The sequence below is a fragment of the Spirosoma endophyticum genome (assembly GCF_900112365.1).
Lineage (GTDB): Bacteria > Bacteroidota > Bacteroidia > Cytophagales > Spirosomataceae > Spirosoma > Spirosoma endophyticum.
The window spans coordinates 351,059-364,806 of record NZ_FOLQ01000003.1 but is presented as its reverse complement, the minus strand read 5'-3'; the positions used below and the strand labels follow the sequence as shown (position 1 = coordinate 364,806).

Annotated in this window: 12 protein-coding genes; 7 read left to right on the top strand and 5 right to left on the bottom strand. The window is 48.8% G+C overall.

The annotated features are described in order from the left end of the window. Positions 1–13: 13 nt before the first annotated feature. The gene (locus BM202_RS10590; protein ID WP_093825731.1) at positions 14–1,486 is read right to left on the bottom strand and encodes a hypothetical protein; all 1,473 of its coding nucleotides are present in this window, start codon (positions 1,484–1,486) and stop codon (positions 14–16) included. A 178-nt stretch (positions 1,487–1,664) separates the two neighbouring features. On the opposite strand from BM202_RS10590, the gene BM202_RS10585 reads away from it, so the two are divergent. After that, complete coding sequence (locus tag BM202_RS10585) at positions 1,665–2,792, top strand: DmpA family aminopeptidase (protein WP_177236555.1); 1,128 nt, start codon at positions 1,665–1,667, stop codon at positions 2,790–2,792. Between the two features lie 9 nt (positions 2,793–2,801). Here the strand turns inward: BM202_RS10585 and BM202_RS10580 are convergent, their stop codons facing one another. After that, positions 2,802–4,868, bottom strand: a complete 2,067-nt coding sequence (locus BM202_RS10580; RefSeq protein WP_093825730.1) for an OPT family oligopeptide transporter — start codon at positions 4,866–4,868, stop codon at positions 2,802–2,804. Between the two features lie 80 nt (positions 4,869–4,948). Beyond that, the gene (locus tag BM202_RS10575) at positions 4,949–5,617 is read right to left on the bottom strand and encodes an AlbA family DNA-binding domain-containing protein (protein ID WP_093825728.1); all 669 of its coding nucleotides are present in this window, start codon (positions 5,615–5,617) and stop codon (positions 4,949–4,951) included. Between the two features lie 208 nt (positions 5,618–5,825). Between BM202_RS10575 and BM202_RS10570 the strand changes: the two genes are divergently transcribed. Then, complete coding sequence (locus BM202_RS10570; protein WP_093825726.1) at positions 5,826–6,311, top strand: sterol desaturase family protein; 486 nt, start codon at positions 5,826–5,828, stop codon at positions 6,309–6,311. A 78-nt stretch (positions 6,312–6,389) separates the two neighbouring features. Here BM202_RS10570 and BM202_RS10565 read toward each other — a convergent pair whose 3' ends face one another. Next, the gene (locus BM202_RS10565) at positions 6,390–6,611 is read right to left on the bottom strand and encodes a DUF2795 domain-containing protein (RefSeq protein WP_009284883.1); all 222 of its coding nucleotides are present in this window, start codon (positions 6,609–6,611) and stop codon (positions 6,390–6,392) included. Between the two features lie 250 nt (positions 6,612–6,861). Here BM202_RS10565 and BM202_RS10560 point away from each other — a divergent pair, with 250 nt between their 5' ends. The 4 genes from BM202_RS10560 (at position 6,862) to mog (ending at position 11,500) form a co-directional block, all read left to right on the top strand. After that, positions 6,862–7,602, top strand: coding sequence for a copper homeostasis protein CutC (locus BM202_RS10560; protein ID WP_093825725.1), 741 nt, complete (start codon positions 6,862–6,864; stop codon positions 7,600–7,602). Between the two features lie 376 nt (positions 7,603–7,978). Then, on the top strand, positions 7,979–8,956 hold the full coding sequence (locus BM202_RS10555) for a glycosylasparaginase (protein ID WP_093825723.1): 978 nt from the start codon (positions 7,979–7,981) through the stop codon (positions 8,954–8,956). Positions 8,957–9,057: 101 nt separating this feature from the next. Next, the gene (locus tag BM202_RS10550; protein WP_093825721.1) at positions 9,058–10,878 is read left to right on the top strand and encodes a glycosyltransferase; all 1,821 of its coding nucleotides are present in this window, start codon (positions 9,058–9,060) and stop codon (positions 10,876–10,878) included. A gap of 97 nt (positions 10,879–10,975) precedes the next feature. Continuing rightward, positions 10,976–11,500, top strand: a complete 525-nt coding sequence (gene mog / locus BM202_RS10545) for a molybdopterin adenylyltransferase (protein ID WP_093825719.1) — start codon at positions 10,976–10,978, stop codon at positions 11,498–11,500. On the opposite strand, the gene BM202_RS10540 is transcribed toward mog, so the two are convergent. Next, positions 11,497–12,708 carry an anhydro-N-acetylmuramic acid kinase gene (locus tag BM202_RS10540; RefSeq protein ID WP_093825717.1) on the bottom strand — a complete coding sequence of 404 codons (1,212 nt, stop codon included), beginning with the start codon at positions 12,706–12,708 and terminating at the stop codon, positions 11,497–11,499. The two genes, mog and BM202_RS10540, sit on opposite strands and share 4 nt — an antisense overlap. 111 nt (positions 12,709–12,819) lie before the next feature. Here BM202_RS10540 and BM202_RS10535 point away from each other — a divergent pair, with 111 nt between their 5' ends. Beyond that, positions 12,820–13,722 carry a fructosamine kinase family protein gene (locus BM202_RS10535; protein ID WP_093825715.1) on the top strand — a complete coding sequence of 301 codons (903 nt, stop codon included), beginning with the start codon at positions 12,820–12,822 and terminating at the stop codon, positions 13,720–13,722. Positions 13,723–13,748 lie beyond the last annotated feature (26 nt).

Below are 13,748 nucleotides of genomic sequence, written 5' to 3'. Positions count from 1 at the left end.
TACCTATGATGACTTAGCGAACACCCGTGCTGTCTGTTTTACACGCATAAACAGTCGGATTGGCATTTGTTGGTACAACGACCGCCGGGGGGAAATAGACAGTCTGCTGTGATGCTCGTATCCGGGCTGAGTACTCGCCAGCGCCCACAGTCAATGAACGATCGCTATTACCCGTACTCCAGTCATACTCGTAACCAGCGGGAGCGGTCAACGTGAGTTGTTGATTCCCCGCGCATGTGATCGTATTCAACGGCTGGGTTTGCGCCGGATAGGGCTGAATCGTTTGCAGATACGTATCCGTAATGGCATTGGCCCAGGCTTCGCCAACCTTTAGTTGACCAGCCGGTGAGTAATGACCGCCATCGGGCATATCCTCCCGCGAATTGATGTTGTCTAGATCCGGACCCTGATAGGTCTGATAATTGGCCCGGTTGATAACCTGAAATTGAGCCTTTCGCACATTTTCATGCGGTGCGTTGAAAAATGACGCCAGTGCTACAATCCAGCCCAAATCAGGCATATTGAATTCCTGTCGTACTTTGTCGATAACCCCGTAATGCCACGTCACAATGTCGTCGGTACCACTCGCCTGATCATTGGCACCATGATTGAGCAGGATAGCCCGAAGCCCCGTTGCTGGTACGTAGAGATTCATCAGGTTACGAATGTTGACGTAAGGCATCCGCAGACTATAGACCACAAAGTCGTGTTTAAAGGGAATATCATACGCTGACTTATAGGTCTGCTCCATATTAGAGCCGCCAAATCCAGCATTGTAGAGCAGAACTGGTACGTTGATCCGTTGCACAAGTGCGTCACCCATGTGACCCCAGAACCAGGCTATTTTAGCAAAAGGAGCAATGCCGCCGAAGGTTGTCAGTTGACTGAAAACCAACCCAGGCAAGTAACGGGAATCGGCGGTTTCAAGGTATTTTTTAAATTCTGGGCTGGATTGATCCAGCCCAACGACTGTTACCCGGTCATCAGTCGCCCCTTCCAGCGTTGGACACCGATTGACACCATTTATAATACAATCCGATCCCTGCGCATCCGAATGACCGACGATCGCGAATACTTCACCAACACCAAACCGATCCAGGGTATCTGAACCGATCTGCTGATTACCTTTTAATGACCGTACCTCAAGCTGGTACCAGCCGCCTTTTACGGTGAGCGTCCCCGAAAACTGCCCCTTGCTGATGGTTAGCGGAGCCCAGTCGGTTGTCGTTCCCTGACCAGCCACCCGGGGAACGGCACGTGCCTGAACTACGTCGATAGGCTGATCATAACTCCCGGCAACCTGAACAATTGCCTGGTTATTGTTGTCCCGCTGAACGACCATCCGAGACACGGGATACGTTACATGCAGATGAACAAGCGTGTCCTGAGCCTGAACCTGCATTGAAAATAACATCAAACTAAGCAGCCAAAGCCCTGGAAACGAGCGAAACCGATGCGATTCTTGTTGTGCCGAAAAAATGGGCATAATCTATTTCAGAATTTGAGGCCCAACAATTGTGTTTACCGGGCCTATACGTTAAGAACGAGCAGGAGAATCGGTTGTTTCGTCTGGCTACCAATCAATACAATGTGCATACAGGCCGTATTTATTTCTACAATTGATACGGCCTGCTGTAAATTAGCCACCTTAATCGCCCAACGGTATGTCAATTCTTTACCGCCATCATTTTCTTATCGCCTGTTTATTTTTCCTTATCCAGCCCACGATGGCCCAGACACCCAAACGTCCCCGCGACTACGGCATTCAGTTCGGGGTGCTGCCTACGGGCCCGCTTAATGCCATCACCGACGTAGCAGGCGTTCGGGTAGGGCAGGTGACATTGAAACAAGGCCAGAACATTCGTACGGGTGTCACGGCGATTTTGCCGCACAATGGAAACCAGTTCCAGCAGAAAAGTCCGGCAGCCATTTATATCGGAAATGGCTTTGGCAAACTGGCGGGCTATAGTCAGGTGGAAGAACTCGGCACGCTCGAAACCCCCATTATCCTGACAAATACGTTGAGCGTTCCCACCGCTTCAGACGCCCTGATCGACTACACCCTGACCATGAAAGACAATGAAAATGTTCGCTCAGTCAATTCGGTGGTGGGCGAAACGAACGATGGTTATCTCAACGACATCCGCGGTCGCCACATAACGAGACAGCACGTACTGGATGCCATTCGGCAAGCCAAAACGGGAGCGGTCGAGGAAGGAAATGTTGGGGCAGGAACAGGAACGATTTGCTTTGGTTTCAAAGGTGGCATTGGTACGTCGTCCCGGAAATTACCCGCATCGCTGGGTGGCTACACGGTTGGCGCGTTGGTGCAAACGAACTTTGGTGGTGAGTTAAAAATCGCCGGGGTACCGATTGGGGTCGCTTTAGGGAAGTTTGAGTTCAAAGAAAATCTGGACGGCTCCTGCATGATGGTCGTACTGACGGATGCTCCGCTGGATGCCCGCAACTTAAAACGCTTAGCCAAACGGGCGTTTATGGGTCTGGCCCGCACGGGTGGCATCGCGTCCAACGGTAGCGGAGATTATGTCATTGCGGTATCAACGGCGTATACCATACCTCACACAACTAAAAATACGGTTGACGAGATGAAGGTATTGCGTAACGACAACGTATCACCGCTGTTCATGGCCGCCATCGAAGCCACCGAAGAAGCGATTGTCAATTCGCTCTTTGCCGCCCAAACACTTATGGGCGATCAGAACCACACCGTGGAGCAACTGCCGGTAGAAAAAGTTGTGGAGTTATTGAAGAAAGCAGGGCAAGCGCGGTAGGCAAGCCTGTTACGAATTCTGTCTTCCCTCCGCTATTCTCCACAACAAACCCGCCAGCCCCGCAAAAGCCAAGGCACCCAGTAGCATATACCCCCCTTCGCCCAGCGAACCGGCCAGTGCGGGCTCCAGCGTCAGTGACGCCAGCCCATTATAAATCGAATCATTTACGGAAAGCAAGGCCACGGCGACGCCCGCTAGCGCACCACCCGCTACCAACCCCGTTGCAAAAAGGTTACCTTTTCCTAAATCCGCATCTTCTTCGACGGTTCCCTTGCGCTTGGCGTTCCAGTCAACAATATACTTGACAAGGCCGCCCGCGAAAATGGGCAACGTAGTGGAAAGAGGTAGATAAAGTCCTACGGCAAATGCCAGCGCACTAACACCAACCAGCTCAAAGACAAAGGCAATAAAAGCGCCCACCAACACAAATTGCCAATCGAGATTGAACGACAATAAACCTTTAATAAGCGTAGCCATGAGTGTTCCCTGCGGAGCCGGAAATTTATCGGAGCCAATGGCATGGGTTATTCCCTGCGCCAGTAAATCAGGGGTGGGTGTGTCCAGGATTTTCACGGTTGCTCCAACGACCAACGAGGATACAATAACACCAATAAACAGCGCCATCTGCTGATATTTGGGCGTAGCGCCAACCAGATAACCCGTTTTAAGATCCTGCGACGTACCGCCCGCATTAGCAGCCGCCACGCAAATCATGCTGCCCACTACCAGAACCGCTGGTTCATACACTTTTCCTGTCAGGCCGAAGCCAATAAAAACAAGCGATGTTCCCATGATCGTAGCAATGGTCATGCCCGACACCGGCGACGAACTCGATCCTATCAGGCCTACAATACGACTGGCGACGGTAACGAAAAAGAAACCAAAGACAATGACGAGTATGGCAATCAGCAACTTGGTTAGAATTGAGTCGCCGGGAATTTGCGGAAGTACCACCATCAGGGCCGTTAGGACAATACTGCCAATAATAACGATACGTACACTCAGATCCTGTTCAGTACGGGGTGTACGATTGCTTTCGCTCAACGCTTCTTCGGTTTCCATCGCGCTGACAGATGATTTGGTAAAGCTTTGTTTAAACGATGAAACTATCGTTGGAATGGTTTTTATCAGCGTCATAAAACCACCTGCCGTTACCGCTCCCGCGCCAATTTGCCGGATATAAGCTCGATAGATAGCTGCAGCTGTATCAGCAAACGTATGCGTAGCGGGGTTCCAGCCGCCTGGTCCGCCCACTTTTTGTAGATCATCAAGATAACCAAGTTTCTGAAGCTGTAAGGCAATGGTATCGCCCGGCACGACAGATGCCAGTAAAGGAATCAGCCCCAACCAGGCCAGAATCCCGCCACCGACCAATACCGCTGAAATCCGGAAGCCGATGATATACCCAACGCCCAGGTACTCCGGAGTAATTTCGCCCGCAACCTGTGCCGATGGGAAATAGCGATTCGATTGTTTTGTCGCCCAAACCGGCACTTCAGCAATTACGTGTAATACCTTCTGCAATACCGCGTACAGCAAAGCCGCACCCAGACCCTGATAAGCCGTTTTGGCAAAATCACCACCTTTTTCGCCCGCAATCAGCACCGACGCGCAGGCAGTACCTTCCGGATACGGCAACGTACCATGTTCCTGCACAATCAGCGACCGACGTAGTGGAATCATCATCAGCGTACCAATCAGGCCGCCTAGAATTGCCAGCGTCAGAATAGTCCAGTAGTTGAAGAAATCAGCGCCAGAACCATTTGTCAGAAATAAAAAACCCGGCATCGTGAAGACCACGCCCGACGCAATGCTCTCCCCCGCCGAGCCAGTTGTCTGGATAATGTTGTTTTCGAGAATGGTCGTGTTTAGAAATCGCCGACCAAGCGAAATGGCCAGGACCGCGATGGGAATGGAAGCGGATACCGACAGCCCGGCCTTGAGGGATAAATAGACCGTTGCCGCCCCAAATAATACACCGAAGACCGCACCGGTAATAATAGCTTTGAGCGTAAACTCAGCGGGCGATTCTGTGGCGGGGACGAAGGGTTTATGCGTCGGTACGGGCTGGGTCATGGTCGTCTGTTTTGGTATGCTTTACTCGTAAGCATACCAAAGTAAGACTTTCCCAACATTTACGGTACTTTTTCAAAAAATCACTGCACCGCACGCGGTGTATATTGGTCTACTACGTCGCTGGGGTGAATCTCCAGCACATTCGCCAGCACCAGCAGCACGAGCGTTCTGGAGGCAATCCGCCGGGATACGCCTGCGATGGATGCGAATAGATCGACCGTAATGCTATTGTGTTCGCCGAGGTGCTGCATGAGCTTATGCTCTTTCTCGCCGTAGTTAAACCGAATGTCGCGATCCGCCTGTTCACCTTTGAGGATCTCCCGAACTTCACGGCTGGCCTGCACCGATTTATCACCGACTCGTACGTACGCTTTTTTGTCGTCGGGATTATCCGGATCGGGAATAATGTAGTGCGGACGAGTGGGGCTTCGAGGCACCCGAATAACAAGCACTTCGCGCTCGTCGTAGAGTTGCACACGATCGATCGTGTACGAAATTCGCGGAAAACAAAATTTATTAATCGCCCGGACGAGCAGGTATTCGTCCTCATCGGCGTATTTCAATCCCGGAATCTTCTTGTCGTCGCCGACGCCGATAAGCATGATGCCGCCGTTTGTATTAGCGAAGGCAACCACGCCCCGAATGATTTTCTCGGGATGATTTGTTTTCAGCTTGAACTCTAAATTGCTACCCTCTCCCCGTTTCACCAGGTTTTTGAGTGCTTGATAGTCCATAACCGATGGGGTCATCTGGTTGAGTACCGAATTGGGATAAAGATACAGCTTTCCCACAATCTTGCAAGTATTCGGTCAGCTTCCTCTCGTAAACGTGAAAAGTCGGTAAAATGACCTCAACTTTTCGGTTCGCTAAACCGTTAATGGATATGTATTGAGTAGTTGGTGATAGGGTTAGATTAGCTAGCCTATTTACTACTGTACTCCTATTAGAAACGCAAAAATGCTGGTAAACGTTGTTTTAGTTGTAGGGACTTTCCTCTTTATGGAAGGCGTGGCGTGGTTTACGCACAAGTACGTCATGCATGGTTTTTTGTGGAGCTGGCACCGCGACCATCATAATCACCACAAAGGTTTTTTTGAACTTAACGATTTATTTGCGGTAGTGTTCGCAGCAACGGCCATCGGGCTGATTGGTACGGGGGTTGCTTATCCTGAATTAGACTTTCTGACCTGGATTGGCGCGGGCGTAACGCTCTACGGCCTCTTCTACTTTATATTCCACGACATTATTGTTCACCGGCGTGTGAAAGTCAAAATTGACACGACTGGCCGGTACATGCAGCGTATTATGCGGGCGCACTACGTCCACCATAAGGTCCATTCTAAAGAAGGTGCGCAGGCATTTGGCTTTCTATACGCGCCTAAGAGATACGATAAACCAATGAAGAACCCAGCGACTGAAAGCAAGTCTAAGGCAACGACATAATCAAGCTTGTATTAAGCAAAAAAGGCGTAATCCGATGGTTTTGGATCACGCCTTTTTTTGTGGGGAATTCCCTGGTTCTTAATATTCGTCTTCGTTGAAAAAGAAATCATCTTTGGTTGGGTAATCCGGCCAGATTTCTTCAATGCTTTCATAAGGTTGACCGTCATCTTCGAGTTCCTGTAGGTTCTCTACAACTTCAAGTGGGGCACCAGAGCGAATTGAATAGTCAATCAGTTCGTCTTTGGTTGCGGGCCAGGGAGCATCTTCCAGATAGGATGCTAGTTCGAGTGTCCAGTACATAGTTGTGTTCCGTATTTTAATGACTCTATTTCCAATGAGGGTGCAAAAGTAAAAAAACAGTTAATATCCAAGCTATTTTTCGCAAAAATGTTTCTCAGCCTTTATTCTCCGGGGATTTAGGCCATTAACGTACTGTAACGGCGTTTGTTTGTTTCAATTAAATAAATTTTTAGATACAAAACTTATCCATGCGTCTGTTTATTTCGCACTACGTCTAATTTCCCATTTTCACCCCCCTTATTATCTGCTCATGATTGTTGAAGTATGTGCCTATTCGCTTGAATCGTGTCTAACGGCTCAACGGGCAGGAGCCGGGCGAATTGAGTTGTGCGGTGGCCTGGCCGAAGGGGGCACTACGCCAAGCGCGGGTTTGATTCAATTAGCTCGCCAGCACCTGGCAATTCCGTTTTATGTTATGATTCGACCGCGTGGGGGGGATTTTATCTATTCCGAAACCGAACTAGCTGTCATGAAAGCCGATATTTTGACAGCAAAATCAGTGGGCGCCGATGGGATTGTGCTGGGCGTATTACAAACTGACGGCACCATCGATGAAGCCCAGACCCGATATCTTATTGACGTAGCCAGACCGCTACCCGTTACGTTCCACCGCGCCTTCGACATGACACGTGATCCGTTGGAAGCGTTGGAAGCAATCATACGTACAGGAGCTGTCAGGATGCTGACGTCCGGCCAGCATCAAACTGCCGAAGCGGGAATATCTATATTAAAACAGTTGACAGAAGCCGCAGCCGGACGTATCGAAATTATGGCAGGTGCAGGCGTAAATGCCCAAAACGCTCCCTTATTTATTGACGCGGGCGTTGATGCGCTTCATCTGAGTGGTGGTACAAAAGAAGATAGCCAGATGATATATCGTCAACCGTCGGTATCCATGGCGTCAAGTTTACCCGGCGAATATGAGCACATTGAGACTGATGAGGCAAAGATTCGAGCAATTATTTCGGTAGTGCAGGGGAAAACCCACTAGCCTAAGTTATTTAAACTAGTATCCAGCTAGCGGATTTCTACCCCCACTACAACACGATCAGCCGGTTTCCTGAAATAAACACGCAGTTACTGACGACTAATTCCAAAAGCTTAGGTAAGTCATTTCTCTCTGCTCCTTTGCCGATCACATAAGAAATCGTACTGGTGTACTCACACTCACCATTACAGATACTATTCAAACCATGATGGAATGGAACAACTGCTACGTAGCAAGATAAATCAGGCCCTATCATCAGGACCATCCATGAGCAGCATATGTTTGGCAGGAACCGGCATATAGGGTTTTGAAGAAATCGCCCAAAAGTAGTAAATGCCAACTGTTTATTCCTTTATTTTGGGCCACAACCCACCTACCTATGGTTAATCGACGCCGTTTTCTAACCCTTAGCTCACTGGCAGGGCTACTACCTTCCTTATCATTTAGCGCCTTTAAATCAGTTGGTAGCCACACAAAGGCTAGCTCTCTGGTAGTTAGACCCTTGGCCATTGCGACCTGGGATCGGGTTAAAGCCACAGAGGCAGCACAAGTCGTGCTGGAACGCGGTGGTAGGGCGTTAGATGCCGTTGAAGCAGGGGTTCGTATTCCCGAAGCAGATCCTGATGATATGACCGTTGGCTATGGTGGTCGCCCGGATCGGGATGGACACGTAACACTCGATGCCTGTATTATGGATGACAAAGGAAATGCGGGCTCCGTGACGTTTCTGGAACATATCATGCATCCTATCTCTGTGGCACGGGCCGTCATGGAAAAAACGCCCCATGTGATGCTCAGTGGCGAAGGTGCGCTAAACTTTGCGTTATCTCAGGGGTTTAAGAAAGAAAATCTACTTACTAAAAAGGCAGAAAAGGAATGGCGCGAATGGCTTAAAACAGCCCAATATAAGCCCATAGTGAATATTGAACGTCACGATACCATAGGCATGCTGGCCATTGATAGCGTGGGCAATATTTCGGGAGCCTGCACAACAAGCGGGCTGGCCTACAAGATGCGTGGCCGGGTAGGTGATTCGCCGATTATTGGTGCGGGTTTGTTTGTCGACAATGAAATTGGTGGGGCTTGTGCTACAGGTCTGGGCGAATTGGTCATGCGTACCTGTGGCTCATTTCTGGTGGTCGAGCTAATGCGCCAGGGACGAACTCCTCAGCAAGCTTGTGAGGAAGCAGCCCTGCGTATTGTTAAAAAGCAGGACTTCAAGGATATACAAGTTGGTTTTGTAGCCATAAACAAAAAGGGTGAACATGGTGCCTTTAGTATTCAGCCCGGCTTCAGCTACACCTTGTCACAAAATAAAAAAACGCAGGTAACGGACGCAAAGTCTTATTTGAAATAAACAAGTTTTTCTTTTATTGTTTATAGTGTTTAATTGCCCTACAAAGGCGGTATAATTAGAAACACTACGCATACAAGAACTCAAAAAAAACCACAACTACATTGGAATCGGTATTTTCAACATCGAAGCGGAAGCTCCTTCTCGAAATCGCCTGGGAGGTGTGTAATCAAGTAGGCGGGATATATACGGTTATCCGGTCGAAAGTACCAGCAATGGTCGAAAAGTGGGACGATAATTACGTAGCACTGGGTCCTTATTTTCCGCAACGATCAGCGGCTGAATTCGAACCAATTACCGAATCCGATGAAACCGAAATCGGGCAAACGGTTCGTAAGATGCGTCAATTAGGCTATCGGGTTGAGTATGGCTACTGGCTCGTTACGGGTCGCCCCCGCGTTGTGCTATTCGATATTACCAGCATCGGCAGTGATCAACTCAACGTCATTAAAACACAACTCTGGCTAAACCATCAACTCTCAACACTGTATGTTGAAGACCTTGTCAATCAAACGATTGCCTTCGGTGAGATGGTTCGTATGTTTATAACACTCCTAGCCGACGGCCATGCTAAACGAGTCGATTTTGTAGCCCACTTCCACGAATGGATGGCCAGTACTGGACTACCCGATTTGCGTCGTGATAATGTTAAAGTGGCCACGGTTTTTACAACCCATGCTACCATGCTGGGACGCTACCTCGCTCAGAATGAACCAGGATTTTATGGTAAATTGCCTTTTTTCGATTGGAAGCGTGAAGCGCAACACTATAATATTGAAACGCAGGCGACCATTGAGCGACTGGCGGCCCTACAATCGCACGTCTTCACAACGGTTAGCGACGTAACGGCTCGTGAATGCGAGGTATTTTTAGGCCGAAATCCTGATCTGGTCTTACCGAATGGTTTGAACGTTACGCGATTTGCGGCCGTCCACGAATTTCAGAATCTACACGTTCAGTATAAGCAAAAGATTCATGAATTTGTAATGGGGCACTTTTTTCAGAGCTATTCCTTCGATCTGGAAAAAACGCTTTACTTCTTCACATCGGGTCGGTTTGAGTTTTCAAATAAAGGGTATGATCTTACCCTCGAAGCCCTCGCTCGCCTGAACTACCGGATGCGGGAAGCGAATATGGACATGACAATTGTGATGTTCATGGTCACCAAACAGCCCTATACATCCATTAACCCGGATGTCCTTCACTCGCGGGCCTTACTCGACGAAATTCAGGAAACCTGCGAAAGCATCGAAAAACAGGTAGGGGATCGCTTATTTCACGCAGCCGCATCTAATACGCAGGCTACTTCACTGCCTGATTTGAATAATTTTGTGGATGAATACTGGCGGCTCCGGCTCCGGCGCACTGTGCAAAGCTGGAAAACCAAGCATCTCCCACCTTATGTCACCCACAATCTGGTGCAGGAAGACGATATGACGCGGTTTATTGAGAAAGCCAATCTGGTAAATAATGAGTACGACCGGGTCAAGATCGTTTATCATCCTGATTTCATTGCCTCGACCAATCCTTTATTTGGCTTAGATTACAGCCAGTTTGTGCGAGGTTGTCACCTCGGCGTGTTCCCGAGCTATTATGAACCCTGGGGATATACGCCCCTGGAGTGCGTTGTGCGGGGCATTCCAACCGTAACCAGCGATCAGTCGGGATTTGGCGATTTCATCATGCAAATCATGCGTGACTACGAGAACCGGGGCATTTATGTGATTAACCGCCGGACGCAATCGTTCAACGAGGCCGCCGATCAATTAACCGACGTTCTGTTCCGGTTCGTCAGAATGGCCCAACGTGATCGTATCAAGCAACGCAATTTCGTGGAAAGCATTGCTGAAGTATTCGACTGGAGCAGTCTTCGTTCGTACTATGACACAGCCCATGATTTAGCCCTGAAACGGAAAAAACCTTGATTTCCTTAGTAAAAATGAAGCGTAAAAAAACGTAGAATAGAACTGCAAAGCCAGAATAATTCTACACTTTTCACGCTTCATTTTTCATTCCCCTCCCATGATTAAAATCGGTATTATTAATGTTTCGGATCGGGCTAGTGCGGGTGTCTACGAAGATATTCCGGGTAAAGCCGTTGTCAGTTTACTTACTGAATGGCTAACGTCTCCCTGGGAACCCGTGTATCGGGTAATTCCCGACGAACAGGATCAGCTTGAAGCGACAATGATTGAGTTGGCCGACGCCGAAGGTTGTTGTTTAGTTGTTACAACGGGTGGCACCGGTCCAGCCCTCCGCGACGTAACGCCTGAAGCCACGGAAGTCGTTTGTCAGAAAATGCTACCCGGTTTCGGCGAGTTGATGCGCCAGGAAAGTCTCCGCTACGTGCCAACAGCCATTTTATCCCGCCAAACGGCTGGTATCCGTAATCAAACGCTCATCTTAAATCTACCCGGAAAACCTACGGCCATTGGGCAATGCTTATCCGTTGTGTTTCCTGCGATTCCCTATTGCATCGACCTGATTGGCGGTTCGTTTCTCACAACCAATGAAACCTTAATGAAGGTCTTCCGGCCGAAAAGCTAACGAGGGAAGCTCACTTTGCCCATCGAAACGGTCGGAACGCCCTGCCGATCACCAAAAGAAGTGGTGCCCCCAGCCAGACTTTCATTCGCTAAGACTGCGAATAGTACTGCTTCTTTTGCATCACCATTAATGCCCAGATCATCCGTGTGACCAAACGTGCAATTCGGTAATTGCTGATGGATAGCACTCGTTAGTACAGGATTGTGCGCTCCTCCCCCACTCATGTAAACGCGTGGTTCGGCGATCCGATAACTTTCTCCCGGACGTATTACGCGTCTGATGGCGTCAGCAATCGTATCAGCACTAAATTGAACGAGCGTAGCCATCAGGTCAGCGGGGGTTACGTTGATAGTCTGACTTTGAGCTTGTGCTGCCTCTACGTAACTGATATTGAACACTTCAGGACCCGTTGTTTTTGGAAAGGGTGCGTCGAAAAAGGGATTCGTTTTTAGGGCTAACAGCAAGTCAGCGTTAATGTGCCCCTGAGCGGCTAGCTTGCCGTCTTCGTCGTAGGCCTTGTTCAGAAACTTCCGGGCATAGGCGTCCAAAAGGGTATTACCAGGACCTGTGTCAGTTGTAAACACATTGCTGGCATCCTCATCGGCAGGTAGGTACGTAAAGTTTGCAATGCCGCCCATATTGAGCAGCAGACGATTTTCGCCCGCCTGAGAGAACATAAAATAATCGCCATACACCGCGAGTGGTGCTCCTTCACCACCGTGTGCTACGTGTTTCTGCCGAAAATCACTAAACGTAATAATGCCCGTTACGGCTGCTACATGGTCACCATCGCCAATTTGCAACGTAGCATTAGGAAACTTATCCCGCCGGTGCTGACTTTTAGGAGCGTGATAAACCGTTTGGCCATGACTGGCAACTACGTCTATTAGAGCAGGTTCGATATTCCATTCGTTTAAACAGTCGAGAATCATCTGACCATGCAACCGTCCGATATAGGGATTTAGTAAACAAAGCTGCTCAAATTCGATTTTGTCTTTGGCAAATATGGTCCGTATATCAGTCTTTAAATCCTCCTTATAGGGCACGGTCGCGAAGCGTTCGATAACTACCTGCGTTTGTGGACCGCTGCCTGAAATATGGCATAGCGCTACGTCGAGACCATCGAGCGATGTGCCAGACATGAGACCAATAATCCGACGTTCGGGCTTTCGGGCGATAGTATACAGATGTTGAATTTGCTGGTTCATGTACGGCTTACGGAAATATGATTTACAGGTCAAAGTACGTGAATCACGCCAACGATGCGCAACTTTACACCTTATTACCCATAAACCGAAAACTATAAACATTCATACCGAATGAATTTCTGGGGCGACGAGCAATTTTCCTTCTTCGAAAGCATCCTGTTTCTGGCACTGGGCCAAACGGTCGAGGTAATTGAAATGCAGTTTCTGTCAGGAGGGGATATCAATACGTCGGCGCAAGTCTTTTCGTCTGAAGGGGTTTTCTTCGTCAAGTGGAATCAGATGGATCAGAGCCAGAACGTATCGGGAAAGCCGACTATGTTCGAAGCCGAAGCCCGTGGCCTTGACCTACTCCGACATACCGACGCACTTCATATTCCCAAGGTTATTGGTCATGGTCAGCATCAGGATAAAGCGTATCTGATCCTCGACTACATTGATCCTGGTAAACCAACCGAAACCTACTGGGAAACCCTTGGTCAATCGCTGGCCGTATTGCACTCCCACACACAGCCCAAGTTTGGCTTGAATTTTGACAATTACATTGGCTCGTTACCACAGGACAATACCTTAACAACCAATGGCTTTGATTTCTTTTTCGATCATCGATTATTACCCCAGGCTGGATTAGCTTTATACAAAGAGTTATTACCCAAGCAGGCTTATGATGCCTTGTTACGACTCCGTGCCCGGCTTCCTGATCTGATTCCGAACGAACGTCCTGCTCTGCTTCATGGCGATTTGTGGTCGGGCAACGTATTGGTTGACGAAGATGGACAACCCGCCCTGATTGACCCGGCTGTTCACTACGGTCTTCGCGAAGCCGAACTTGCTTTCACTAAATTATTTGGCGGATTTGATGACCGCTTTTACGATGCCTACAATGAAGCGTTTCCTCTTGAAGACGGTTTCTACGAGCGTGTAGGCTTGTATAATCTGTACCCACTGCTTGTTCATGTGAATCTGTTTGGCTCTGGTTACGTTAGCGGTGTGGAACGCATACTGAAACAGTTCTAAAAGTCGATAGTCAAGAGTCGTCAGCA

Bases quoted from the DNA above. Each gene is read 5' to 3' on its own strand.
- BM202_RS10590 (WP_093825731.1), bottom strand. From the start codon at position 1,486: ATGCCCATTTTTTCGGCACAACAAGAATCGCATCGGTTTCGCTCGTTT.
- BM202_RS10585 (WP_177236555.1), top strand. From the start codon at position 1,665: ATGTCAATTCTTTACCGCCATCATTTTCTTATCGCCTGTTTATTTTTC.
- BM202_RS10580 (WP_093825730.1), bottom strand. From the start codon at position 4,868: ATGACCCAGCCCGTACCGACGCATAAACCCTTCGTCCCCGCCACAGAA.
- BM202_RS10575 (WP_093825728.1), bottom strand. From the start codon at position 5,617: ATGACCCCATCGGTTATGGACTATCAAGCACTCAAAAACCTGGTGAAA.
- BM202_RS10570 (WP_093825726.1), top strand. From the start codon at position 5,826: ATGCTGGTAAACGTTGTTTTAGTTGTAGGGACTTTCCTCTTTATGGAA.
- BM202_RS10565 (WP_009284883.1), bottom strand. From the start codon at position 6,611: ATGTACTGGACACTCGAACTAGCATCCTATCTGGAAGATGCTCCCTGG.
- BM202_RS10560 (WP_093825725.1), top strand. From the start codon at position 6,862: ATGATTGTTGAAGTATGTGCCTATTCGCTTGAATCGTGTCTAACGGCT.
- BM202_RS10555 (WP_093825723.1), top strand. From the start codon at position 7,979: ATGGTTAATCGACGCCGTTTTCTAACCCTTAGCTCACTGGCAGGGCTA.
- mog (WP_093825719.1), top strand. From the start codon at position 10,976: ATGATTAAAATCGGTATTATTAATGTTTCGGATCGGGCTAGTGCGGGT.
- BM202_RS10540 (WP_093825717.1), bottom strand. From the start codon at position 12,708: ATGAACCAGCAAATTCAACATCTGTATACTATCGCCCGAAAGCCCGAA.
- BM202_RS10535 (WP_093825715.1), top strand. From the start codon at position 12,820: ATGAATTTCTGGGGCGACGAGCAATTTTCCTTCTTCGAAAGCATCCTG.